Genomic DNA, 24,257 nt, shown 5'->3' with positions numbered 1-24,257 from the left:
GCCGCGGATCCAGGCGGGGCGGACGTGGATCCGGCGGGCGGTGTCCCCGGCGGCGAGGACGACGGCGGCGGCGCCGTCGCCGATGGGCGGGCAGTCGCCGGTGCGCAGCGGCCGGACGACGTAGTCGCCGTGCGGCACCGGGCCCCGCAGCTGGGCATGGGGGTTGCCCTCGGCCGCCGCGCGGCTGCGGGCGGCCACGGCCGCGAGGGCGGGCTCGTCGGTCTCGTCGGCGTCCATCAGCGCCTGGGCCTGGAGGGCGGCGAGGGCGACGGAGTCGGGCCAGAGCGGGGCGACGTAGTACGGGTCGAGCTGGCGGGTGAGGACGTCCCGCACCGATCCCGGCGAGGATTTGCCGTACGCGTAGACGAGGGCGGTGTCCGCCTCGCCGGTGAGCAGCTTGGTCCAGGCCTCGTACAGCGCCCAGGCGCCGTCCATCTCGACGTGCGACTCGGAGATCGGCGGCCAGGCGCCGACGCCGTCGAGGGCGAGGGTGAAGGAGAAGGCGCGGCCGGCGAGGTAGTCGCTGGAGCCGGAGCAGGTGAAGCCGATGTCGGCGGTCTTCAGGCCGGTGCGGTCCAGCACCTCGTGCAGGACCGGCATGAGCATCTCGACCTCGGAGAGCTCGTCGCTGGTGCGCCGGTGGACGGTCTGCGCGAAGGCGACCACGGCGATCTCTCGGGTCACAACAGCTCCTTGTAGGTGTCGTAGTCCGCGTCCGGCTCGCCGGTCGGCCGGTAGTGGTCGGGGTGGCGGGCGCCCTCCGTCCACACGGGTTCGACCCGCAGGCCCATCCGGACCTGGTCGTACGGGATGCCGCCGATGCGTGCGTGCAGGGCGAGGTCGGCGCCGTCGAGGGCGATGTGGGCGTAGACGTAGGGGACTTCGATGTCCAGATTCGCCGTGTGCGTGGCCTTGATGTTGACGATGCAGAAGGTGGTGACCGTGCCTCGGGGACCGACCTCGACCTGTTCGGCGGTGCCGACGCCGCAGGTGGGGCAGGCGCCGCGGGGCGGCACGTACACCTTGCGGCAGGACGGGCAGCGTTCGCCTACGGTCCGCCGGTCGGAGAGCGCCTTGATGTAGGCGGCCTGGGCTCGCCCCGGGCTGTAGCTGTAGTCGAGCCGGGCGTGGGCGACGATGCCGGTGACGGGGTCCTGGAACGCGCCGGTGTGGCCGCCCGGTCGCTCGCCTTCGCCGTCGTACGGCTCGAAGCAGGCGATGTCGGTGATGGCACCGGTCCGTTCCTCCGCCCAGCGGACGCGGACCCGCATGCCGGTGCGGACCGCGTCGGGGCCGGTCGCGTCGAGGGCGTGGAGCAGGGCGGTGTCGGCGCCGTCGAGGCGGACCAGGGCCCACGCGAAGGGGGTGCCGAGGGGCTGGCCCCGGCGGGGGGCGGGGTTCCAGGCCCAGGTGGTGACCGTGCCGGTGGGGGCGACTTCGACGAGGTCGCACAGTTCGTCGGCCGTGACGGGGTCGTACTCGACCGGTGGGACGAGGGTGCGGCCGTCGTGGGTGCGCACGCCGAGGACGACCCGTTCGCGCAGGCCGGTCAGGAAGGCGCTCTGGACGGGGCCGAGGGAACGGGTGAAGGGGAACTCGACGACCAAGGGGGCTTTGAGGACTTCGGGCATGCCGGGGACTCCTTCGAAGTCAGGCGCGCTTGTAGTCGGGCGGTCGTTTCTCCGCGAAGGCGCGGGCACCCTCCTTGGCGTCGGCGGTGTCGAAAATCGGCCAGCCGCGCCGGAGTTCGGCGGCCAGGCCGTCGGTCTCGGTCATGTCGGCGCTCTCGTACACCGACGCCTTGACGGCCTCGACGGCGAGGGGGCCGCAGGCGTTGATCCGCTCGGCGATCTCCAACGCCTTGCCGAGCGCGGTGCCGTCCGGGACGACGTGGCCGACGAGGCCGATGTCCGCCGCCTCGCGGGCGCTGTACGGCCGTCCGGTGAGCAGCATCTCCAGGGCGTGGGTGCGGGGGATCTGGCGTGGCAGCCGGACCGTGGAGCCGCCGATCGGGAAGAGCCCGCGCCGGACCTCGAACAGGCCGAAGGTCGCGGACTCGCCCGACACGCGGATGTCGGTGCCCTGGAGGATCTCGGTGCCGCCGGCGACGCAGGGGCCCTCGACGGCGGCGATCACCGGCTTGCGGGGGCGGTGGTGGCGCAGCATGGCCTTCCAGTGCAGGTCGGGGTCGGCCTTGAGCCGGTCCCGGTACTGCTCGCCCGTCATGGCCTTGCCGGCCAGGGCCTTGAGGTCCATACCCGCGCAGAAGGCGCCGTCGGCGCCGGTCAGCACGATCGAGCGGATCGCGTCGTCCTCGTCGGCCTCGGTCCAGCCGTCGTGGAGGCCGACGAGCATCGGCAGCGAGAGCGCGTTCCTGGCCTCGGGCCGGTTGAGCGTCAGCACCAGCGTCGCGCCTTCGCGCTGCACGGTGAGGTGTTCGGTGCCACCCATGGTTGTCCTCCCCGTCCTGCCGCCTCGGGCACGTCCGCAGGAACGAGAACAGGTTGCAGCAGGCACGCCGGGGCTTCAAGGGTTTTCTGACAGACAGTCAGATTCCTGCCGCGCGGACCCTTCACACTTGTGCCGCCCTTTGCTCTGATGACCGGCAACCGAGGGCAGCGAGGTCAGGAGGAGCGGTGGAGTACAACCTTGCCGACCTGTTCGAGTCGGTCGTGGACGTGGTGCCGGACCGCGAGGCACTGGTGTACCTCGACCACCCCGGCACGGGCACGGAACGCCGGCTGACGTACGCCCAGCTGGACGCGGCCGCCAACCGGGTCGGTCACCACCTGCTGGAGCGCGGCGTCCGCCCCGGCGAGCACCTCGGGCTGCATCTCTACAACGGCGTCGAGTACCTCCAGACCGTGCTCGGCTGCCTGAAGGCGCGGATCGTGCCGGTGAACGTCAACTACCGCTACGTCGAGGAGGAGCTGGTCTATCTCTACCGGGACGCCGACCTGGTGGCCCTGGTCTTCGACGGGGAGTTCACGGAACGGGTGGCGGCGGCGCTGCCCAGGGCGGGGAAGGTGCGCCATCTGGTGCGGGTCGGGGCGCAGGGCTCGCTCGGCGTGCCGTTCGCGCAGGCCGAGAGCGGCGGTTCGCCGGAGCGTGGTTTCGCGGCGCGCTCGGGGGACGACCAGTTCATCATCTACACCGGCGGCACGACGGGGATGCCGAAGGGCGTGATGTGGCGTCAGGTGGATCTCTTCTTCTCGGGCCTCGGCGGCGGGGCGCCGACGGGGGAGCCGGTGAAGACGCCGCGGGAGCTGGCCGAGCGGGTCGCGGCCGGCGGATCGGGGCTCACGTTCTTCCCCACTCCCCCGCTGATGCACGGCACGTCCACGCTCACGGCGTTCATCGCCTTCGACTTCGGGCAACGGGTGGTGCTGCACCGCAAGTTCACGCCCGAGGAGGTGCTGCGGACCGTCGAGCGGGAGAAGGTCACCAGCGTGTCCCTGGTCGGCGACGCGATGCTGCGCCCGCTGGTCGACGCCCTCTCCGGCCCCCTCAAGGGCACGGACTGCTCCTCCCTGTTCAGCGTGTCGTCCTCCGGCGCGATCATGTCGGAGACGGTCCGGCAGCAGTTCCTGGCGCTCGTCCCGCACGTGATGCTGCTGAACAACTTCGGCTCCTCCGAGTCCGGCTTCAACGGCACGGCGACGGACGACTCCGGCCCCGAGCGGGGCTTCCGCATCCGCGTCAACTCCCGCACGCGGGTGGTCGATCCGGTGACGCGGGAGGCGGTGGCCGCCGGCGAGGTGGGCCGGGTCGCCCAGTGCGGCCATGTGCCGCTCGGCTACTACAACGACCCGGCGAAGACCGCCGAGACCTTCTTCGAGAAGGACGGCGAGCGGTGGGTGCTGCTCGGCGACATGGCCACCGTGGACGAGGAGGGCGTGGTCACCGTCCTCGGCCGGGGCTCGCAGTGCATCAACACGGGGGGCGAGAAGGTGTACCCGGAGGAGGTCGAGCAGGCCCTGAAGTCCCATCCGGACGTCTACGACGCCCTGGTGGCCGGGGTGCCGGACGCGAAGTGGGGCAACCACGTCGCGGCGGTCGTCCAGGTGCGTGAGGGCGCCCCGGAGCCCACCCTGGCGGACATCCGGACCCACTGCCGCGACCGCCTCGCCGGCTACAAGATCCCCCGCCAGCTGATCGTCACGGACGCCATCCGCCGCTCCCCCAGCGGCAAGGCGGACTACCGGTGGGCGCGGGAGGTGGCGGTGGCGGCGGACGGTTAGGAGCCGCTGGAGAAGAACTCCGCGGTGCGCCGGGCGAACCACTGGGCGTCGTCCACCCACGGATAGTGCCCGGCGCCCGGCTGGACGGCCACCTCGGCGTTCGGGAAGACCTCGGCCGTGCGGTGGGCGAAGGCGGGCCGGGGGCCGCCGTCGAGTTCGCCGGCGTACACGAGGACCGGGGCGGTCAGCGTGGCCAGGGCGGCGCGGGTCGCGGGTGGGTCGTAGGCGCCCTCGGAGCCGTAGCGCTCGGCGGCCTCCTCGTTGCTCTCCTCCTCGTCCCGCGCGGCGTGCTCGGCGGCGGTCTCGTCCCAGCGCCCGTAGAAGAAGGGGATGAACCTCGGGTCGAAGTCCCCGCCCTGCCGCAGCCACCTCTCGAACGCCGGGAAGGCGGCCGCGAACCACGGCTCCTCCTCGCGCAGCCGCGCGGCGTCCAGCCGGTCCTCGGTCGTCGCCGGCATGTCCAGCGCCCACGGCGTGGCGGTGATCAGCGCGAGCCGTGCCACCCGGTCGGGACGGCGGGCGGCGTACAGCATGGCGAGGCTGCCGCCCGCCGAGTGGCCGAGCAGGTCCATCCGCTCCAGGCCCAGGTGGACCCGCAGCGCCTCCACGTCGTCCACGAGACGGTCGCAGCGGTACGTCGCCGGGTCGGCCGGTGTCTGCGAGGCGCCGGTGCCGCGCAGGTCGAGCAGGACCAGTCGGCGGTGGGCGGCGAGGCCGCCCAGGTCACCGAGGTACCCGGAGTGCCGCATGGGACCACCGGGCAGGACCACCAACGGAGCGCCGTCACCGCGCAGACGGTAGGCGAGCCGGGTCCCGTCAGGGGCGAGGAAGGAAGGCATGGGGATCATCCTCGGCGCCCGGGAGGAGCCCGCGCAACAGACTTCCGCCCGCCGGAGAAAGTGCGGGACGGGGCCTTGCCTTCAGCCGCGAGGGGCTGGATTACTGATCCACGACACCACGACCGAATGATCGGTCGCCCGGATTGCTGCGGTTGGTAAGGAGAGGTCCCATGGCGGACGCGACGGACCTGCTGGACGCGGGGGAACGGCTGGGCCCGGAGGAACTGCGGGCGGTGCAGCTGGAGCGGCTGCGGGCGCAGCTGCGGCACGCCTACGACAACGTGCCCCACTACCGGGAGTCCTTCGACAAGGCGGGAGTCCACCCGGACGACTGCCGCTCTCTCGCCGACCTGGCGCGCTTCCCCTTCACCACCAAGGCCGACCTGCGCGAGCACTACCCGTACGGGATGTTCGCCGTGCCCCGGGAGCGCATCAGCCGCATCCACGCGTCGAGCGGCACGACAGGCCGCCCCACGGTCGTCGGGTACACGGACGGCGACCTGTCGATGTGGGCCGACATGGTGGCGCGCTCGATGCGCGCGGCCGGCGCCCGCCCCGGCGACACGGTCCACGTGGCGTACGGGTACGGGCTGTTCACCGGCGGTCTCGGCGCGCACCACGGCGCCGAACGGCTCGGCTGTACGGTGATCCCCGCGTCCGGCGGAATGACGACCCGTCAGGTCCAGCTGATCCAGGATCTGAGGCCCGGCGTCATCATGGTGACGCCGTCCTACATGCTCACGCTGCTCGACGAGTTCGAGCGCCAGGGCGTCGACCCGAGGAGCACCTCGCTGCGGGTGGGCGTCTTCGGGGCCGAGCCCTGGACGGAGGGGATGCGGCGGGAGATCGAGGAGCGGTTCGCGATCGACGCCGTGGACATATACGGGCTGTCCGAGGTGATCGGCCCGGGCGTCGCCCAGGAGTGCGTGGAGACCAAGGACGGTCTGCATGTGCACGAGGACCACTTCTACCCGGAGATCGTCGACCCGGTCACCGGCGAGGTGCTGCCCGACGGCGAGCGGGGCGAGCTGGTCTTCACCTCCCTCACCAAGGAGGCGATGCCCGTGATCCGCTACCTCACCCGGGATCTGACGCGGCTGCTCCCGGGAACCGCCCGCACCTTCCGCCGGATGGAGAAGATCACCGGCCGCAGCGACGACATGGTGATCCTGCGCGGCGTGAACCTCTTCCCCACCCAGATCGAGGAGATCGTGCTCCGCACTCCGGGCGTGGCCCCGCACTTCCAGCTGCGCCTCACCCGCGAGGGCCGGCTCGACGCCCTCACCGTCCGCGCGGAGGCCCGCCCCGGCGCGACCGCGGGCACGCGCGACGACTCGGCGCGCGCCATCACGGCGGCCGTGAAGGACGGCATCGGCGTGTCCGTGACGGTGGAGATCGTCGAACCGGGGTCCCTGGAGCGGTCCGTGGGGAAGATCAGGCGGATCGTGGATCTGCGTCCGAGCTGACCCGGCGGCCGCCGAACCGGTCCCGCAGCTCCCGTTTGAGGATCTTGCCGCTGGCGTTGCGCGGCAGCGCGTCCACGAGCACCACCCGCTTCGGCGCCTTGAACGCGGGCAGTTTCTCCCGCGCGTGGGCGATCAGTTCCTCCGGCGTCACCTCGCCGCGCGGGACGACGACGGCGGTGATCGCCTCGATCCACTTCTCGTCGGGCAGGCCGACGACGGCTACCTCGGCGACGGCTTCATGGGTGTAGAGGGCGTCCTCGACCTGCCGTGAGGCGACCAGGACGCCACCGGAGTTGATGACGTCCTTCACCCGGTCGACGATCGTGAAGTAGCCGTGGGCGTCCCGGACCGCGAGGTCGCCGGAGTGGAACCAGCCGTCCCGGAAGGCCTCGGCGGTCTCCTCCGGCTTGCCCCAGTAGCCCTCGCACAACTGCGGGGAGCGGTAGACGATCTCGCCGGGTGTGCCGTCGGGGGCGTCCTTGCCGTCCTCGCCGACGACCCGGGCGTCCACGAAGAGCACCGGCCGGCCGCAGGAGTCCAGTCGGCCCTTGTGCTCGGCGGGTCCGAGGACCGTCGCCAGGGGGCCGATCTCGCTCTGGCCGAAGCAGTTGTAGAACGCCAGGTGGGGCAACCGCGCACGCAGCCGTTCCAGGACGGGCACCGGCATGATGGACGCCCCGTAGTACGCCTTGCGCAGCCCGCTCAGGTCGCGGGTGGCGAAGTCGGCCCGGTTCGACAGGCCGATCCACACGGTGGGCGGCGCGAACAGGCTGTCCACGCGTCCGGCTTCGATCAGGTCGAAGAGGCGGTCGCCGTCCGGCGAGTCCAGGATGATGTTCGTCGCGCCGACCGCTAGGTAGGGCAGCAGGAAGACGTGCGTCTGCGCCGAGTGGTAGAGCGGCAGCGCGTGGGCCGGCCGGTCGCCCGCGCCGAGGTCGAGGGCGGTGATCGCGCTGAGGTACTCGTGCACCAGCGCGCGGTGCGTCATCATCGCGCCCTTGGGCAGCGCCGTCGTGCCCGAGGTGTAGAGCAGCTGCGTCAGGTCCTCGGCACGCGCCTCCGGACCGTCGTAGGGCGTCGTGGACGGCAGCCGGGCGAGCAGGGAGTCACCGGCGTCGCGCAGCGGCAGCGTCCGTACGCCCTCGGGGAGCCGGCCGGTCAGGTCCGGGTCGGCGAGCACCAGTCCGCTGCCCGACTGCTCGACGATGTAGGTCAGGTCGTCGCCGGTCAGGTTCTGGTTGACCGGCACGTGTACGAGGCCCGCGCGGGCGCAGGCGAGGAAGCCGATGAGGTAGGCGTCGGAGTTGTGGCCGTAGGCGCCGACCCGGTCGCCGGGGGCGAGGCCCTCGCCGAGCAGGACGCCCGCCGCCCGGGAGACGGCGTCGTCCAGTTCCTCGTACGTCCAGCGGCGGTCGCGGTACTCGACCGCGACGCGCGCCGGGGTGCGGCGGGCGCTGCGCCGCAGCACCCCGTCGACCGTGCTGCCGTGTCCGGGCGTCATGACAGATGATCCTCGGTCCGCGTCCGGAAGAGGTCAAGAGACGGGGCCGCGGCGGACATACCAGTTGGTACGCTCAACCGCTCCTTCCCTCCATGACGTTGGGAGGCACCATGCGCATCCGCCTGAGACGAATCACCCTCACGGCCGTCGCCCTGCTCACCGCCGCCACCGCGCTGCCGGCGGCGGCCTCGCCGGCGCAGGGCCGTCCGGAACAACACCCTTCGCACGGCGGCCTGTCGGCCGTCATCCGCTACACCGAGTACGGCATTCCGCACATCCTCGCGGGCAGTTACGCGGACCTCGGCTTCGGCACCGGCTGGGCGCAGGCCGCCGACCAGGTGTGCACGCTCGCCGACGGCTTCGTGACCGTACGCGGCGAACGGGCGCGGTACTTCGGCGCCGACGCGCCGTCCGACCCGGCGCTCTCGTCGGCGGCCCAGAACCTCGCCGGCGACCTGTACTTCCGCGGGGTCCGCGAGGCGGGCACGGTGGAGCGGCTGCTCGCCACGCCGGAGCCGGCCGGGCCGAGCCGGGCCGCGAAGGACCTGATGCGGGGGTTCGCGGCCGGCTACAACGCCTGGCTGAAGCGCAACCGCATCACCGACCCGGCCTGCCGGAACGCCCCCTGGGTACGGCCGGTCACCACGCTGGACGTCGCCACCCGCGGCTACGCGCTGGCGGTGCTCGGCGGCCAGGGCCGGGGCGTGGACGGCATCACGGCCGCCCGGCCGCCGACGACGACCACCACCGAGGTGGTGCCGGACGCCGAGCGCACCGCGCGGGCCGCCCGCGAGCTGTTCGCCGCCGAGAGCGCGGACATGGGCTCCAACGCGGTCGCCTTCAGCGGCGCCACCACGGCCGACGGCCGCGGGCTGCTGCTCGGCAATCCGCACTACCCGTGGCAGGGCGGCCGCCGCTTCTGGCAGTCGCAGCAGACGATCCCCGGCCACCTCGACGTCTCCGGCGGATCGCTGCTCGGCACGGCGACGATCTCCATAGGCCACAACGCGCACGTGGCGTGGAGCCACACCGTGGCCACCGGGGTGACCCTCAACCTGCACCAGCTGACGCTGGATCCGGCCGACCCGACGGTCTACGTCGTCGACGGCCGGCGCGAGCGGATGACGCCACGTCACGTCACCGTGGCCGTCAAGGACGGGCCGCCGGTGACGCGGACGCAGTGGTGGACCCGCTACGGCCCGGTGGTCACCTCGCTCGGCGCCTCGGTGCCACTGCCGTGGACGACTACGACGGCGTACGCGCTGAACGACCCCAACGCGGTCAATCTCCGCGCCTCCGACACCGCCCTCGGCTTCAGCCGGGCACGCGGCACGGACGACGTCCTCGCGACCCTGCGGCGCACCCAGGGCCTGCCGTGGGTGAACACGATCGCCGCCGACTCCAGGGGCCACTCACTCTTCACCCAGTCCCAGGTCCTGCCGCGCATCACGGACGAGCTGGCCGGGCGCTGTTCCACGCCGCTCGGCCAGGTCACCTACCCCTCGTCGGGACTCGCGGTGCTGGACGGCTCGCGCGGCGACTGCGCGCTCGGCGGGGACGCCGACGCCGTGCAGCCGGGGATCTTCGGCCCGGCGAGGATGCCGGCGCTGAGGGACGCGCCGTACGCCGAGAACTCCAACGACAGCGCCTGGCTGGCCAACGCCGAGCGGCCGCTGACGGGCTACGAGCGGGTCTTCGGGAACATCGGCACCGCCCGCAGCATGCGCACCCGCGGCGCGCTGGAGGACGTGGCGGCGATGGCCGGGCGCGGCCGTCTGACCGTACGGGACCTCCAGGCGCAGCAGTTCGCCAACCGGGCGCCCGCCGGGGACCTCGCCGCGGCCGGCGCGGCGAAGGCGTGTGCCGCGCTGCCGGGCGGCACGGCGGCCGGCAGTGACGGAAAGGGCGTCGACGTCTCCGAGGCGTGCCGGGTGCTGGCCGGCTGGGACCGCACCATGGACACCTCCAGCCGGGGCGCGCTCCTCTTCGACCGGTTCTGGCGGAAGCTGACGGCCACGGTCCCGGCGGCCCGGCTGTGGAAGGTGCCGTTCTCCGCCGCCGATCCGGTCCGCACCCCGAACACCCTGGACACCACGGTCCCCGGCTTCGCGACCGCACTCGCGGACACCGTGGCCGAACTGCGCGCGGCGGGCGTCGCGCTGGACTCCCGGCTCGGTGAGCACCAGGTGGTCGTGCGGAAGGGACAGCGGATCGCGGTGCCCGGCGGTACCGAGTCGCTGGGCGTGTGGAACAAGGTCGAGCCGGTGTGGGACCCGGCGAGCGGCGGATACACGGAGGTGTCGACCGGCTCCAGCTACATCCAGGCCGTCGGCTGGGACGGGAGCCCCTGCCCGGTGGCCAGGACCCTGCTGTCGTACTCCCAGTCCTCGAACCCGCACTCGGCCCATCTCGCCGACCAGACGCGGCTGTTCTCCGGTGAGAAGTGGGTGACGTCCCGGTTCTGCGAGAAGGACATCCGGTCCTCCCCCGCGCTCCGGGTCGTGGTGGTGCGCGAGCGGCGCTGACGGAGCCGGCGGGGTGCCGCCCGGGGCGGGCGGCACCCCCGGTTCAGCGGGCGCGGCCCGCCACCGGCCCGTACATGAGCCGTCGCAGCACCGCTTCGGCGGGGCCGCGGCGGCCCGCGCGTTCCAGGGCGTACGCGCCGGCCACGGTGACCAGCCAGACGCCGGCCGCGAACAGCGCCATGCCGGCGCTGCCGAGGTGGGGCCGAGCCCGAGGCCCCAGGAGTGATCGTGGTCGTCATGCGTCCACGCTCGGAAGGCGGGGCGGGGCGGGGATCGGCCGAAGGTCGGTCGCGGGCCGACCGAAGGATGACGTCCGCGCCGCGCGCACGGCCGGTGGGACCGGCCGGCGCGACCAAGTGCGTCACATGGCCCGGGTCCGCCCCGCCCAGTAGGGCTCCCGCAGCCGCCGCTTGTACAGCTTGCCGTTGGGGTCACGCGGCATCTCGGTGATGAAGTCGACGCTCTTCGGGCGCTTGTACCCGGCGAGCCGGGCGGCGCAGTGGTCGAGAAGGGCGGCGGCGAGGGCCGGTCCTGGTGCCTGCCCGGGGGCCGGTTCGACGACCGCCTTCACCTCTTCGCCCCAGTCGTCGTGCGGGATGCCGAAGGCGGCTGCGTCGGCGACGGCGGGGTGGGCGAGCAGGACGGACTCGATCTCCGCCGGGTAGATGTTGACGCCGCCGGAGATGATCAGGTCGATCTTGCGGTCCCGCAGGAACAGGTAGCCGTCCTCGTCGAGGCAGCCGAGGTCCCCGACGGTGAAGAAGTCGCCGATGCGGTTCTTCCGGGTCTTGTCGTCGTCCTTGTGGTAGGCGAAGCCGCCGGTGCTCATCTTCATGTACACGGTGCCGAGTTCACCGGGTGGCAGCCGTGTGCCGTCGTCGTCGAAGACGGCGAGTTCGCTGATGGGCCAGGCCTTGCCGACGGTGCCGGGCTTCTTCAGCCAGTCCTCGGCGGTGGCGAAGGCGCCGCCGCCCTCGCTGGCCGCGTAGTACTCCTCGACGCAGTGCCCCCACCAATCGATCATCGCGCGTTTGACGTGGTCCGGGCAGGGGGCGGCGCCGTGGATGGCGTGCCGCATGGAGGAGACGTCGTACGACTGCCTGATGTCCTGCGGGAGTGCCAGCAGCCGGTGGAACTGGGTGGGGACCATGTGGGTGTGTGTGCACCCGTGGGTGTCGATCAGGCGGAGCATCTCCTCGGGCGTCCACTTGTCCATGACGACCAGGCGGTGACCGATGTGCAGCGAGGCGCCGGCGAATTGGAGCACAGCCGTGTGGTAGAGCGGCGAGCAGACCAGGTGGACGTTGCCGTCGTACGGCTTGATGCCGAAGATGCCGAGGAAACCGCCGAGGTAGGACGCCTCGGGGGGCTTGCCGGGCAGTGGGCGGCGGATGCCGCGCGGGCGGCCGGTCGTGCCCGAGGTGTAGTTCATCACCCAGCCGAGGGTGCGGCCCTCGGGCGGTGACTCCGGTTGCCCGTCGAGGAGTTCGGCGTACGGCCGGAAGCCCTCCGGTGCGCCGACGGCGTACCGCCGGCCGGCCGGCAGGTTCACCTCGTCGGCGGCCTGGCGGGCGGCGTCGGCGAACCGTTCGTGGGCGATGAGGACCTTGGCGCCGCAGTCGGCGACGATCCAGGCGATCTCGGGGCCGACCAGGTGGTGGTTGACGGGGACCAGGTAGAACCCGGCCTGGGTGGCGGCCAGATACGCGGTGAGGAACTCGGGCCCGTTCGGCAGCACCGCCGCGAAGGCGTCGCCGCGTTCCAGGCCGGCGGCGCGCAGGCCGTGCGCCAGGCGGTTGGCGGCGGCGTGCAGGCGTCCGGCGGTCCACTGCTCGCCGTCCGGCGCCACGAGGACGACGCGCCCGGGGTCGGCGGTGGCCTGGGCCCAGAAACCGGTGGGGGGATTCATGACCGGCCGCTCCTTCCGGCGATGCGGTCGATGCGGTCGACGGCCCGCTCGAAGCCGCGGGTGAGGTCGTCGAAGACGGCCTGGACACTGCGCTCGCTTGTCATCCGGCCGACGATCTGGCCGACGGGCGTGCCGAGCAGGGGGTGGACCTCGTACTTCTGGATGCGGGAGACGGCCTCGGCGACAAGGAGGCCCTGGAGGGGCATGGGCAGGGTGCCCGGTCCGTCGGCGTCGTCCCAGGCGTCGGTCCACTCCGTGCGCAACTGGCGGGCGGGTTTGCCGGTCAGGGCGCGGGAGCGGACGGTGTCACCGGAGCCGGCCGCGAGGAGTTTGCGGGTCAGGGCCGGGGAGTGGAGGTCTGCCTCGGTGGTGGTCAGCCAGATGGAGCCCGTCCACACGCCCTGCGCGCCGAGGGCCAGCGCGGCGGCAACCTGCCCTCCGCTGCCGATGCCGCCGGCGGCGAGCACCGGCAGCGGGTCGACGGCTTCCACGACCTCGGGGGTGAGCACCATGGAGGCGATCTCGCCGGTGTGGCCGCCGGCCTCGTACCCCTGGGCCACGACGACGTCGATCCCGGCGTCCCTGTGCTTGCGCGCGTGCCGGGCGCTGCCCGCGAGCGCGGCGACCAGGACGCCCCGGTCGTGGGCCCGGCGCACGACGTCGGCGGGCGGTGAGCCGAGGGCGTTGGCCAGCAGCCGGATCGGGTAGCCGAAGGCGACGTCGAGCTGGGTGCGGGCGACCCGCTCCATCCAGCCGGTGATGCGCCACCCGGGCACCTCGCCGTCGGGGAGTTCGGGTACGCCGTACTTGGCGAGGGTCTCCTCGACGAACCGCCGGTGCCCCTGCGGGATCATCGCCTCCACGTCGGCCTCGCTGACGCCCTCGACCTTGGTCGCGGGCATCACGACGTCCAGCCCGTAGGGCCGGCCCCCGGCGTGCGCCTCGATCCAGTCGAGGTCGCGCTTGAGGTCGCCGGGGGCGGTGTAGCGGACCGCGCCGAGCACCCCGAAACCGCCGGCCCGGCTGATGGCCGCGGCGACGGCGGGGAACGGCGTGAAGCCGAAGAGGGCGTGCTCGACTCCCAGTTGGTTGCTCAGCTCCGTCTGCATGGGCGCAGGATGCCGCAGTCCCCCGGACGACGGAAGAGCTTTTCTGACAGAACGTCAGGTAAGTGTCCGGTTCACCGCTGAACGCACGCCCCATTGACACACCCCCGCAACTGACAGGAAAGTTTCACCCCGCACGGTGGTCCTCGAAAGATACTTTCAGCCGGGTACGGGAGGGTCCTCGATGGGCGAAGAGATGGCCGGTGGATTCAGCCGCCGTCAACTGGGTTTCCGGGCACTGGCCTTGGGCGGGGCGCTCGCCCTCACGCCCTTCCCGGCGGGACCGGCCGCGGCCGCCGCGCCCGCCGGCACCGGCCGTCCGACGTTGCGGCACGGCTCGCCCGAGCGCGCCGGGCTGCTCGGCTCGCATCTGCGCCGGCTCGTCACCGACGCCGAGACCTTCCTCGGCCCCTCCCCCAAGCACCCGTGGTACGCGGGGGCCGTGCTGCTCGCCGGGCGGGGCGGGACGGTGGCGTTGCACGAGCCCATCGGGATGGCGGTGCGGTACGCGGCGTACGACGAGAAGACCGACACCGCGGTCGAGTTCCCGGCCGGGGAGCAGATTCCGATGGCCGGGGACACCGTCTTCGACCTGGCCTCGGTGTCCAAGCTGTTCACGTCGATCCTCGCCGTGCAGCAGATCGAGCGAGGCGCGCTGGAGCTGGAGGCGACGGTCGCCTCGTATCTGCCGGAGTTCGCGGGCGCGGGCAAGCAGGACGTCACCGTGCGGCAACTGCTGACGCACACCTCGGGCTTCCGGGCGTGGATTCCGCTGTACAGCGCGCCGACGTACGAGGAGAAGCTGCGGCTCATCTGGAACGAGGCGCCGCTCAACACGCCCGGGACCAGGTATCTGTACTCGGACCTCAATCTGATCTCGCTTCAGCTGGTGCTGGAGAAGATCACGGGGCGCCGTCTGGACGCGCTGCTCCGCGAGGAGATCACCGCTCCACTCGGAATGCACCGCACTCGCTTCAATCCGCCGGCGTCCTGGAGACCCCGGATCGCGGCGACCGAGGACGCCCGCAAGCCGTGGTCGGGGCTGGACCGGGGCCTGGTGTGGGGCGAGGTGCACGACGAGAACGCGTACAGCCTCGGCGGGGTCGCCGGGCACGCCGGGGTCTTCTCCTGCGCGTGGGACCTCGCCGTGCTCGGCCGGACCCTGCTCAACGGGGGCGTCTACGGGCGGGCGCGCATCCTGCGGCCGGAGTCGGTGGAGCTGATGTTCACCGACTTCAACACCGCCTTCCCCGGCGACGAGCACGGCCTCGGCTTCGAGCTCTACCAGCACTGGTACATGGGCGCGATGGCCACTCCGCGCACCGCCGGGCACACCGGCTTCACCGGCACCTGCCTCGTCCTCGACCCGACGACCGACTCGTTCCTGGTGGTGCTCGGCAACTCGGTCCACCCGGTGCGCAGTTGGCGCTCCGGTTCCGCGCCCCGGGTGGCCGCGGCGAACAATCTGGCGCGTGCCGTGCCCGTCCGTCCGGCGCGCGGCCGCACCGCCTGGTTCTCAGGGATGGCGAGCTCCACGACCGCGACGCTCACGCTGCCCGCGCTCGACACCTCCACGGGCGGGGCGCGGCTGCGCGGCGCCCTGTGGTGGGACACCGAACCGGCGGCCGACGGTCTGGTCCTGGAGTCCTCGACGGACGGCGGCACGGCCTGGCAGCCGGTCCCGTTCACCACCGACCGGCGTGGCGGGGAGCCCGAGGAGCACCCGGCCGGGCGGGTCACCGGCTGGTCGGGCCGCACCTGGCACCGGCTCACGGCGCCCCTCCCGGCCGCCCCGCGACTCACCCTGCGCTGGCGGTACACCACCGACCAGCTCTACGTCGGCCGCGGCGCCTATGTCGACGGCCTGCGCGTCGAGGCACCCGGCACCGTCCTCTTCGACGAAACCCGCCCCGCCGACGCGGCACGGATCACCCCGACCGGGTGGACGCCTTCGGCCGACTGAGGAGACGGGAGACGGGCGAGGTGCCTCTGGGCAGCCAGGGCGGCGTGGTGCCCGTCCCGCAGCCGTACGGACACCACGGCGCCGGTCTCCCGCGGGAGCACCGGGCCGCCCGGCGGCGCGTCACCCTGCGTACGAGGATGGCCCGCCCCGCGCCGGGCATCAAGCCGTTTCCCAAGGTCATCGGGGCGAGACGTCGCCGCCCTCCAGCACCGCCATCGCCGCGTTGTGCCCCGGCACCCCGCTCACCCCGCCGCCACGCACGGCACCCGCGCCGCACAACAGCACGTTGGGGTGCGGGGTCTCCACTCCCCATCGGCCGGTGCCCTCCTGGGCGTACGGCCAGGACAGTTCGCGGTGGAAGATGTTGCCGCCGGGCAGCCGCAGGTCGCGTTCCAGGTCGAGCGGCGTCCTGGCCTCGATGCAGGGCCGCCCGTCGGCGTCCGTGGCCAGGCAGTCGGCGAGGGGCTCGGCGAGGTGGGCGTCGAGCTGGGCGAGGGTCGGCTTGAGCAGGGCGTCGCGGGCGGCGTCGTTGTCCGCCGCGAACAACCGGGCCGGGGTGTGCAGACCGAACAGGGTGAGGGTCTGGTAGCCCTGTTCGACCAGCTCCGGAGCGAGGATCGACGGGTCGGTCAGGGAGTGGCAGTAGATCTCGGAGGGCGGGGCGGCGGGCAGCTCGCCGGCGGCGGCCTGGGCGTGGGCGGTGGCCAGCTGCTCGTACCCCTCGGCGATGTGGAAGGTTCCGGCGAACGCCTCGCGCGGGTCGACCGAGGTGTCGCGCAGTCTCGGCAGCCGCTTCAGCAGCATGTTGACCTTGAACTGGGCGCCCTCGGCGGGCGCGGGCGGGCTGTCACCGGTGAGGACGGCCAGCTCCTGCGGCGAGGCGCCCACGAGGACGTGCCGGGCGACGGCGACGCCCTCGCCGTCGTGCGTGCGGTAGGCCACCTCGGCGGTGCGGCCGTCGGTGCCGATCCGCAGGACTTCGTGGCCGGTGGCGATGACGGCGCCCGCCTCCCGGGCGGCGGTGGTGAGCGCGCCGGTCAGGGCGCCCATGCCGCCGACGGGGACGTCCCAGTCGCCGGTGCCGCCGCCGATCACGTGGTAGAGGAAGCACCGGTTCTGGCGCAGCTCCGCGTCGTGCGCGTCGGCGAACGTCCCGATCAGCGCGTCCGTCAGGACCACTCCGCGTACGAGGTCGTCGGCGAACCGGTCCTCGACGGCGACACCGATCGGCTCCTCGAACAGCATCCGCCAGGCGTCCTCGTCGTCGATGCGCCGGCGCAGCTCGTCCCGCGTGGGCAGCGGCTCCGTCAGCGTGGGGAAGACCCGCTGGGCGACGCGGCCGGTCATGCCGTAGAAGCGCTGCCAGGACTCGTACTCACGGTCACCGCCCGTGAGCCGCGCGAAGGCCTCCCGGGTCCGCTCCTCGCCGCCTCCGACGAGCAGTCCCGTCGGCCGGCCGTCGCGTTCGACGGGGGTGTACGACGAGATGGTGCGGGTGCGCAGCCGGAAGTCCAGGCCGAGATCCCGCACGATCTTCTGCGGGAGCAGGCTGACCAGGTAGGAGTAGCGCGAGAGGCGGGCCTCGACGCCCGGGAAGGGTCGGGTGGAGACGGCGGCGCCGCCGGTGTGGTCCAGTCGTTCCAGCACCAGTACCGACCGTCCGGCGCGGGCCAGGTAGGCGGCGGCGACCAGGCCGTTGTGGCCGCCTCCGACGATGACGGCGTCGTACGCGCGGGATCCCTCGTGAGCAGGCATGGTTCTTCGTAACACGCGATGATCCCGCCCGGCCAGAGCGGGTCCGGCCCCGTCGGTCAGGCTCCGTGGGGGTCCCCCTGCCGGCGCAGCTCCGCCACCCTGCGAGACAGCTCCACCGCCTCCCGCCCCCGGCCGAGCTGTTCCAGGCAGTGTGCCTCGTCGTTGCGGCCGGCGAGGGTGTCGGGGTGGCCGGCGCCCAGGACGCGTTCACGGGCGTCGGCGACCGCGCGGTACTCGGTGAGCGCGTCGGCCCAGCGGCCCAGCCAGCCGAGGCCGACGGCGACCTCGCGGCGGCTGATCAGGGTGTCGGGGTGGTCGGGGCCGAGGACGCGGTCCCGGATCGCGCACACGTCACGGGACTCGGCGAGGGCCTCCTCCCAGCGGCCGAGGCGGCCGAGGTTGACGCCGAGGCCGTGCCGGGCGCGCAGGGTCTCGGGGTCGTCGGCGCCGTGGAGGCGGGTGCGGTCGTCGACCAGGTCGCGGTACACCTTGAGCGCCTCCGCGCCACGGTTCAGGCGGCCGAGGCTGATGCCGATCTCGTGGCGGGCGGCGAGGGTGTCGGGATGGTCGTCGCCAAGTGCCCGGCCGCGGGCCTCGGCGACCTCCCGGTAGGTGTCCAGCGCTTCCTGCCAGCGACCCAACTGGCCCAGTACGTACGCCACTTCGTAGCGGGTGACGAGCGTGTCGGGATGTCCGGCCCCGAGGACCCGGGCGCGTGCCCCGGCCACTTCGGAGGCCAGCCGGTACGAGTCCTCCAGACGGCCGAGTCTGCTGAGGTTGAAGGCGAGGTTGTGACGGCAGCGCAGCGTGTCGGGGTGGTCGGCGCCCACGGTGCGCTCGCGCACGGCCAGGACCGACGTGTACACCTGGTGCGCCTCCAGGGGCCGCCCCAACTGGCCCAGCACGTAAGCCGTATCCTGCCGGGCGGCGAGCGTGTCCGGGTGGTCGGCGCCGAGCAGCCGCTCGCGGGCCCGGGCCACGTGCGTGTACTCACGCAGGGCGTCGGCCGCGCGGCCGGTGCGGCTGAGCGTGAAGGCGACCTCGTAGCGGCTCGCGAGGGTGTCGGGGTGGTCGGCGCCGAGGAGGTGCTCGCGTTCGGCGGCGACCGCGCGGTGCACCTCGCCCGCCTCGACCCAGCGCCCGAGGCGCCCCAGGCTCAGGCCCGCGTTGTGGCGTCCGGCCAGGGTGGTGAGCGCCTCCTCGGGCGGGTCGGGCGGCGTGTCCGGCACCGGGACGGGTGCGGGGACGGTGGCGGGGCGGGCGATCCACTCGCCGGTGAGGCCGTCGCCGGTATCCGGCGGCGGGGTGCGCAGCGCGGCGCCGGCCGCCTTGTGTAGTGCGGGGTGCCCATGGCGACGCCGGTGCCGGTCAGCCGGGAGGTGAAGCCGATGTCGGCGCCGAAGCGGGCGATGCCGAAGTCGCAGATCTTCACCGTGCCGTCGGTCAGCCGCACCATGTTGGCGGGCTTCAGGTCCCGGTGCACGATGCCCTGCCGGTGGGTGTAGGCGAGGGCGGCGGAGACCTGCTCGGCGATGTCGACGATGTCCGGGACCGGCAGCGGATGGTGCTTGTTGTCCTCCAGGACCTGGCTGAGGTTGCGGCCCCGGAGCAGTTCCATCACCAGGTACAGCACCCCGTCGGCCTCGCCGAAGTCGTGGACGACGGTCACCCCGCGGTGCTGGAGCGCGGCGGCGACCCGGGCCTCGCGGAACCTCTCCCGCAGCACGCGGGTGAAGGACTGGTCGTGGAGCGGCCCGAGGGGCTTGAGGCACTTCACGGCGACATGCCGGCCGAGCGACTCGTCGCGTGCCCGCCACACCTCGCCCATGCCGCCGCGCCCGATCGGATCCAGCAGCCGGTACCGGCCCTGGATCAGCCTGGTCTCCCCCATCGCGTGCCGTCGCCCCCGTCGCTGTGAGCCCCGCCCTCCCCTGGCAGGACCAGTATGGCCACCTGAGGTTCGAGTTTGTACGGCGCGGGGCGGGCGGCCGGGCCGAGTCGGGCCATGGCGCGCAGGATGTGCCGGGGTGGAAGTTGCCATCGCACATGTGCGGGGACGGTGCGCAGCACGGTTGCGGTGCGGCGCAGGCGGCGGGTGACGACATCGGGCGCGGGGGCGGGGCGGCCGTACAACTCGTGGGCGTACGACGGCAGTGAGGCGTACGCGAGGCCGGCGACCCGGCTCCACAGCAGCTCGCGCAGGGGCACCAGCGCGGTGGGTACCGGAGGGCGGCGCAGGAAGGCGTCGACGTCCCTGGCCTCGGGTCCGGCGGCGAGTTGGGGCCGTACCTCGTCGAAGTAGGCGGCCAGCTGGGCCCGGTCGGCCGGTACGGCGCCGGGGTCGAGGCCGACCAGGCGGGCGCTGACCCGCTGTTCGCGAACGTAGCGGTCGGCCTGGGCGTCGGTGAGCGGGTAGCCGGAGCGGCGCAGCACGTGCAGATACGAGTCGATCTCGGCGCAGTGCACCCACAGCAGCAGGCGGGGGTCGTCTACCGGGTACCGCTCGCCGGTCTCGGGGTCGGTGGCCCGCAGCATGCTGTGGATCTTCCGGACGCGGGCGCCCGCCCGCTCGGCGGCGCCGGTGGTGCCGTACGTCGTGGTGCCGACGAAGTTCGCGGTGCGCATCAGGCGGCCCCAGGCGTCGCGCCGGAAGTCGCTGTTCTGCAGGACGCCGCGCACCGCGCGCGGATGCAGGGCCTGGAGGTGGAGCGCGCGGATGCCGGCGATCCACATCATCGGGTCGCCGTGCATCTGCCAGGTCACGGAAGCGGGAGTGAACAGTCCCGGGTCCCCCGCCCCACGGGCGGACGGCGCCGGGACGGGCGTGCGGCGCCTGGCGGCGTCACCGAACCTGCGTGCTGCCAACGGGCTCACCTGCCTGGAATCCGTGGTCGTGCCATGGCCTCCCCACTCTCACCAGTTTGCGCCTTCGCGGCAGGCCCGCCGCGGCCCGGCCGGGACCGACTCGCCCGTGCCCGCCACATGCAAAGCCGCGGCATCCGGTGCAGGCTGGCAGTGAGGGGACATGATTCACGGCGTGCCGACGTGGGGCGACGAGGTCTCCCGCACGCCCGTCCCACGGGAGCGCCGGGGTGTCCGGCGCGCCGCGAGCCGGGTGGAGCCGATCGCGAAGGCCTCGCTTCGCCCGTTCGCCCGCCGGGTGCGGCAGGTGCCGGCAGGAAGGAAGCGCGATGGAGATCAGAGGTTCGATCGCCCTGGTGACGGGCGCCAACCGGGGCATCGGTCACGCGTTCACGCGCGCGCTGATCGACCACGGAGCGGCCAAGGTCTACGCCGCCGCGCGCGATCCGGCGAGCGTGGACGACGCCGACGTCACGCCGCTGCGCCTGGACGTCACCAAGCCGGAGGAGGTCGCGGCCGCGGCCGACGCCGCGGGCGACGTCACCATCGTGATCAACAACGCGGGCGTGGGCGGTTTCAGCACCGGGCTCCTGACCGGCTCCCTCGACGACGCCCGTCAGGCGATGGAGATCAACTACTTCGGTACCTGGCAGGTCTCCCGTGCCTTCGCCCCCGTCCTGGCCCGCAACGGCGGCGGCGCGCTGGTGAACATGCTCTCGGTCGCCTCCTGGGCCTCGCGGCCGGAGTACCCCGGCTACGCGGCCTCCAAGGCCGCCCAGTGGTCCTTGACGGGCTCGCTGCGGGAGGGCCTGCGCGCACAGGGGACGCTCGTGGTCGGAGTCCACGTCGGGTTCGTGGAGACGGATCTCAGCTCCTTCACGGACGCGCCGAAGATCAGCGCGGTCGATGTCGCGGAGCAGACCCTGGAAGCCGTGGCGAACGACCGCGTCGAGGTCCTCGCCGACGAGCGGGCCCGGCAGGTCAAGCAGGCCCTGTCGCAACCCCTCGAACGGTGAGCGGAGCCGGGTCACGACGCGTCCGTGCCGCCACGGCGGAGGAGGACTCATGAGTGTCGAGCCACCGGCGGGCCACGACCCGCGGGAGCCGGCCCTGGCCGGGCAGACCCTGGTCGTGATCGGCGGGAGCGCGGGCATCGGACTGGCGACCGCCGCGCACGCCCGTGCCGAGGGGGCCGCGGTGGTTCTCACCGGCCGGAACCCCGACCGGCTGCGCGCGGCGGCCGAGGAGGTCGAGGCGGCCGGCACCAGTGTCTTCGACGCGGGCGACCCGGCGCGGCTTCGCCAGTTCTTCGAGGAACTTCCCCGTCCGGTCGACCACGTGATGGTCACGGCGGGACATCCCTCCTACGGGAGTCTGCTGGACATGGACGACGAGGAGGCGCGCGAGGCGATCACGGGGCACATGGTGCTCGCCATCGAGGTCGCGCGCCACGTCGCCGGTACGGTACGACCGGGCGGCACATTGGTGCTCCTGGGCGGCACGGGCGCCCGGCAGATCCGTGCCGGCCTCGGGATCGCGCCCGCGGTGACCGCGGCACTGCCCGCGCTCACCGCCGGTCTCGCGCTCGAACTCGCGCCGGTCCGGGTCAACCTGATCGCCGCCGGGTTCGTGGACACGCCGCTGTCGGCCAGGCTCCTCGGCGAGGGACTCGACGCGCGCCGCGAGGAGCTGCGCGCCAAGCTGCCGATCGGCCGTGTCGTCGTACCGGCCGACGTCGCGGCGCTCGCCGTGCACCTGATGACCAACACGGCACTGACCGGCGCGACCTACGACATCGACGGCGGGCAGCAGTTCGTCGGCTGAGGGCGTGGGGAGGGCCGGCGGGTCAACGGCGTACCCGGGGCATGCCCAGGCCGATCCACGAGATGATCTCGCGCTGGATCTCGTTGTTGCCGCCACCGAAGGTGAAGATCACCGCGGAGCGGTAGCCGCGCTCCAGTTCGCCGTGCAGCACCGCGCCGGCGGAGCCCTCCTGCAACGCGCCGGTGGCGCCCACGACTTCCATGAGCCAGGCGTAGGCGTCGCGGCGTGCCTCGGAGCCGTAGACCTTGACGGCGGAGGCGTCCTGCGGGGTGAGCGTGCCGTGCTGGACGGCGCTGACCATCTGCCAGTTGAGGAGCTTCAGGGCGTCCAGGCGGGTGTGGGTCCGGGCGAGGCGGCGGCGTACCCAGGGCAGGTCGATGACCCGGCAGCCGTCGGTCAGCTTGGTGCGGCTCGCCCAGCGCCGGACGTCGTGCAGGGCACGGATCGCCATGGTGCCGTGCGCGGCGAGAGTGACACGTTCGTGGTTGAGCTGGTTGGTGATCAGCCGCCAGCCCTGGTTCTCCTCGCCGACCCGGTGGGAGACGGGGACGCGGATGTCCTCGTAGTAGCTGGCCGTGGTGTCGTGGCCGGCGAGGGTGTTGATGAGGGTGCAGGAGTAGCCGGGGTCGGTGGTCGGCACGAGGAGCATGGTGATGCCCCGGTGCGGCGGTGCCTCCGGGTCGGTGCGCACGGCCAGCCAGACCCAGTCGGCCGTGTCGCCGTTGGTGGTCCAGATCTTGTGGCCGTTGACCACGTACTCGTCGCCCTCGCGTACCGCGCGCGTCTTGAGGGCGGCGAGGTCGGTGCCCGCGTCGGGCTCGCTGTAGCCGATCGCGAAGTCGATCTCGCCGGCGAGGATCTTCGGCAGGAAGTACGCCTTCTGCTCCTCGGTGCCGTACTGCATGATCGTCGGCCCGACGGTGTTCAGCGCCATCAACGGCAGCGGGACACCCGCCTGGGCGGCCTCGTCGAAGAAGATGAACTGCTCCAAGGCGGTGAGCCCGCGCCCGCCGTACTCCTCGGGCCAGCCCGCGCCGAGCCGGCCGTCGGCGCCGAGCCGGCGGATGGTGTCGCGGTAGAAGCGCTTCTGCGCGGCGGGTCCGGCGTGCCGCACATGCGCGTCGTCCGGCACCAACTCGGCGAAGTAGGCGCGCAGTTCGGTGCGCAGCCGCTGCTGCTCGGGCGTGTATTGAAGGTGCACGGCGCCTCCAGGCTCCCCAGGGCCGGTCCTGCCTGACGGCGCACACCGTAGAACGTGTTTCAGAAATTTGGAATGGCGGCGGTACGGGAAGCCCCGCGGCCCGGCCCGAAGGCTTCGGGAAGGCCGGCTCAGCCCAGCGTGCCCAGGAACTCCGTGCACGCCCGGGCACAGGCGCGGCACGCCTCCGCGGCACCCTCGGCGGCGGGGCGGCCGTCGAAGACGTGCGCCGACTCCAGGCACACGGTGCGGCACCACTCCAGCTGGATCCGCAGTCCGTCCTCGTCGATGAGTGTCTGCTCGGACAGCATCCGGCAGGTCGCGTCGCAGACCTCCGCACACATGATCCCCTTGCGGCGCAGGAGTTCCTGGTCCTCGGTACCGTCCGGGTCCACCAGGCTCGCACGCAGCGCGCACGCACGGGCACAGTCCGTGCACGCCTGCGCACAGGCGAAGCGGTCTTCCAGGAACCGGAAGACCTCCTGCTGCGAAGTCGTCGAAGTCACACCGCGCGGGTAGCCATGGGGGCACCGGCCAAACACGAACGCGAGGGCGGAGCCCGGCGATCGGATTTGATGTCCGATATGAGGGTATTCAGGCGATATGAACAACGCCTCCATGCAGCTGGCAGCGCCGAGTGGACTGCTCAGCCTCGTCCTGTTCGTGGTCGCCATCGCCGTTGTCGGGGTGCTGGGGGGAAGCTTCTGGCTCGGTAACCGGATCAAGTTCGGTGAGCCCCCGCGCCCACGCGCCGACGAGCAGCCGCACCTGCCACCGGAGGGCGCGGTCCACGAGGTCCGGCAGATCCGGGAGCCCGACGACGTGCCCGTGATGCCCAAGGGGGGCCGCCCGCTCACTCCCTACGAGCTGACCAACATGCGGACCAAGCCCAGTACGTCCACGGACCGGCCCCGCTGGGGCAGGGGTACGACGGGCTCGTTCGGCGGAGGCGGACTCGGCGCGCACTGACCGCGCGGCAAGGACCAGAGCAGCCGTTCCCGGACGGCGACGGCGTCATCAGCGGTCGCGAGGCACGGGGCACGCGACCGCCCAGACCCCGCACGGCCC

Annotated in this window: 17 protein-coding genes and 3 pseudogenes; 7 read left to right on the top strand and 13 right to left on the bottom strand. The window is 72.9% G+C overall.

Annotation, left to right across the window (positions count from 1 at the left end):
* From AB0O67_RS27015 to AB0O67_RS27005, 3 genes and pseudogenes are all read right to left on the bottom strand, one after another.
* Positions 1 to 684: pseudogene (locus tag AB0O67_RS27015) on the bottom strand (lipid-transfer protein); the annotation flags it as partial.
* A complete protein-coding gene (locus tag AB0O67_RS27010; RefSeq protein WP_365455071.1) occupies positions 681 to 1,631 on the bottom strand; it encodes an OB-fold domain-containing protein in 951 nt (316 codons plus the stop codon). The gene AB0O67_RS27010 and the pseudogene AB0O67_RS27015, both read right to left, overlap by 4 nt.
* Positions 1,632 to 1,650: 19 nt before the next feature.
* Positions 1,651 to 2,451, bottom strand: coding sequence for a crotonase/enoyl-CoA hydratase family protein (locus AB0O67_RS27005; protein ID WP_365455068.1), 801 nt, complete (start codon positions 2,449 to 2,451; stop codon positions 1,651 to 1,653).
* A gap of 185 nt (positions 2,452 to 2,636) precedes the next feature.
* On the opposite strand from AB0O67_RS27005, the gene AB0O67_RS27000 reads away from it, so the two are divergent.
* Positions 2,637 to 4,241 (top strand): acyl-CoA synthetase, encoded by a 1,605-nt coding sequence (locus AB0O67_RS27000; RefSeq protein WP_365455065.1) that lies wholly within the window; start codon positions 2,637 to 2,639, stop codon positions 4,239 to 4,241.
* Here the strand turns inward: AB0O67_RS27000 and AB0O67_RS26995 are convergent.
* Positions 4,238 to 5,080 (bottom strand): alpha/beta hydrolase, encoded by an 843-nt coding sequence (locus AB0O67_RS26995; RefSeq protein WP_365455062.1) that lies wholly within the window; start codon positions 5,078 to 5,080, stop codon positions 4,238 to 4,240. The two genes, AB0O67_RS27000 and AB0O67_RS26995, sit on opposite strands and share 4 nt — an antisense overlap.
* 170 nt (positions 5,081 to 5,250) lie before the next feature.
* Between AB0O67_RS26995 and paaK the strand changes: the two genes are divergently transcribed.
* Entirely contained in the window at positions 5,251 to 6,546 is a 1,296-nt protein-coding gene (gene paaK, locus AB0O67_RS26990) for a phenylacetate--CoA ligase PaaK (protein ID WP_365455059.1), read from the top strand.
* Here paaK and AB0O67_RS26985 read toward each other — a convergent pair.
* Positions 6,515 to 8,047: an acyl-CoA synthetase gene (locus AB0O67_RS26985; RefSeq protein ID WP_365455056.1), complete on the bottom strand. Its 1,533-nt coding sequence runs from the start codon at positions 8,045 to 8,047 to the stop codon at positions 6,515 to 6,517. The genes paaK and AB0O67_RS26985 overlap by 32 nt on opposite strands.
* A 110-nt stretch (positions 8,048 to 8,157) precedes the next feature.
* On the opposite strand from AB0O67_RS26985, the gene AB0O67_RS26980 reads away from it, so the two are divergent.
* The gene (locus AB0O67_RS26980) at positions 8,158 to 10,572 is read left to right on the top strand and encodes a penicillin acylase family protein (protein WP_365455053.1); all 2,415 of its coding nucleotides are present in this window, start codon (positions 8,158 to 8,160) and stop codon (positions 10,570 to 10,572) included.
* A 43-nt stretch (positions 10,573 to 10,615) separates the two neighbouring features.
* On the opposite strand, the pseudogene AB0O67_RS26975 reads toward AB0O67_RS26980, so the two are convergent.
* From AB0O67_RS26975 to AB0O67_RS26965, 3 genes and pseudogenes are all read right to left on the bottom strand, one after another.
* A pseudogene (locus AB0O67_RS26975) lies at positions 10,616 to 10,791 on the bottom strand (DUF418 domain-containing protein); the annotation flags it as partial.
* 142 nt (positions 10,792 to 10,933) lie between these two features.
* The gene (locus AB0O67_RS26970; RefSeq protein ID WP_365455050.1) at positions 10,934 to 12,481 is read right to left on the bottom strand and encodes an acyl-CoA synthetase; all 1,548 of its coding nucleotides are present in this window, start codon (positions 12,479 to 12,481) and stop codon (positions 10,934 to 10,936) included.
* On the bottom strand, positions 12,478 to 13,590 hold the full coding sequence (locus AB0O67_RS26965; RefSeq protein ID WP_365455047.1) for a nitronate monooxygenase: 1,113 nt from the start codon (positions 13,588 to 13,590) through the stop codon (positions 12,478 to 12,480). The genes AB0O67_RS26970 and AB0O67_RS26965 overlap by 4 nt, the downstream gene beginning before the upstream one ends.
* Positions 13,591 to 13,771: 181 nt before the next feature.
* Between AB0O67_RS26965 and AB0O67_RS26960 the strand changes: the two genes are divergently transcribed.
* Positions 13,772 to 15,550, top strand: a complete 1,779-nt coding sequence (locus AB0O67_RS26960) for a serine hydrolase (RefSeq protein WP_365455044.1) — start codon at positions 13,772 to 13,774, stop codon at positions 15,548 to 15,550.
* A 177-nt stretch (positions 15,551 to 15,727) separates the two neighbouring features.
* Here AB0O67_RS26960 and AB0O67_RS26955 read toward each other — a convergent pair whose 3' ends face one another.
* The 3 genes and pseudogenes from AB0O67_RS26955 to AB0O67_RS26945 all read right to left on the bottom strand — a co-directional run bounded on the left by AB0O67_RS26955 (position 15,728) and on the right by AB0O67_RS26945 (position 20,056).
* Positions 15,728 to 17,305, bottom strand: a complete 1,578-nt coding sequence (locus AB0O67_RS26955) for an NAD(P)/FAD-dependent oxidoreductase (protein WP_365455041.1) — start codon at positions 17,303 to 17,305, stop codon at positions 15,728 to 15,730.
* A gap of 56 nt (positions 17,306 to 17,361) precedes the next feature.
* A pseudogene (locus AB0O67_RS26950) lies at positions 17,362 to 19,196 on the bottom strand (serine/threonine-protein kinase).
* Entirely contained in the window at positions 19,178 to 20,056 is an 879-nt protein-coding gene (locus AB0O67_RS26945; RefSeq protein WP_365455074.1) for an oxygenase MpaB family protein, read from the bottom strand. The pseudogene AB0O67_RS26950 and the gene AB0O67_RS26945 overlap by 19 nt, the downstream one beginning before the upstream one ends.
* Positions 20,057 to 20,496: 440 nt before the next feature.
* On the opposite strand from AB0O67_RS26945, the gene AB0O67_RS26940 reads away from it, so the two are divergent.
* Both AB0O67_RS26940 and AB0O67_RS26935 read left to right on the top strand, forming a co-directional pair.
* The gene (locus AB0O67_RS26940) at positions 20,497 to 21,183 is read left to right on the top strand and encodes an SDR family oxidoreductase (RefSeq protein WP_365455038.1); all 687 of its coding nucleotides are present in this window, start codon (positions 20,497 to 20,499) and stop codon (positions 21,181 to 21,183) included.
* 49 nt (positions 21,184 to 21,232) lie between these two features.
* Positions 21,233 to 21,991: an SDR family oxidoreductase gene (locus tag AB0O67_RS26935; RefSeq protein ID WP_365455035.1), complete on the top strand. Its 759-nt coding sequence runs from the start codon at positions 21,233 to 21,235 to the stop codon at positions 21,989 to 21,991.
* A 22-nt stretch (positions 21,992 to 22,013) separates the two neighbouring features.
* Here AB0O67_RS26935 and AB0O67_RS26930 read toward each other — a convergent pair whose 3' ends face one another.
* Together AB0O67_RS26930 and AB0O67_RS26925 are read right to left on the bottom strand one after the other, a co-directional pair.
* Complete coding sequence (locus tag AB0O67_RS26930) at positions 22,014 to 23,192, bottom strand: acyl-CoA dehydrogenase family protein (RefSeq protein ID WP_365455032.1); 1,179 nt, start codon at positions 23,190 to 23,192, stop codon at positions 22,014 to 22,016.
* A 128-nt stretch (positions 23,193 to 23,320) separates the two neighbouring features.
* Positions 23,321 to 23,695, bottom strand: a complete 375-nt coding sequence (locus AB0O67_RS26925; RefSeq protein ID WP_365455029.1) for a ferredoxin — start codon at positions 23,693 to 23,695, stop codon at positions 23,321 to 23,323.
* 97 nt (positions 23,696 to 23,792) lie between these two features.
* On the opposite strand from AB0O67_RS26925, the gene AB0O67_RS26920 reads away from it, so the two are divergent.
* Positions 23,793 to 24,158, top strand: coding sequence for a DUF6479 family protein (locus AB0O67_RS26920; protein ID WP_365455026.1), 366 nt, complete (start codon positions 23,793 to 23,795; stop codon positions 24,156 to 24,158).
* Positions 24,159 to 24,257 lie beyond the last annotated feature (99 nt).

The sequence above is a fragment of the Streptomyces sp. NPDC086077 genome, from assembly GCF_040686175.1.
Taxonomy (GTDB): Bacteria; Actinomycetota; Actinomycetes; order Streptomycetales; family Streptomycetaceae; genus Streptomyces.
The sequence above is the reverse complement of the archived record's forward strand: the minus strand, read 5'-3'. Positions and strand labels throughout refer to the sequence as shown.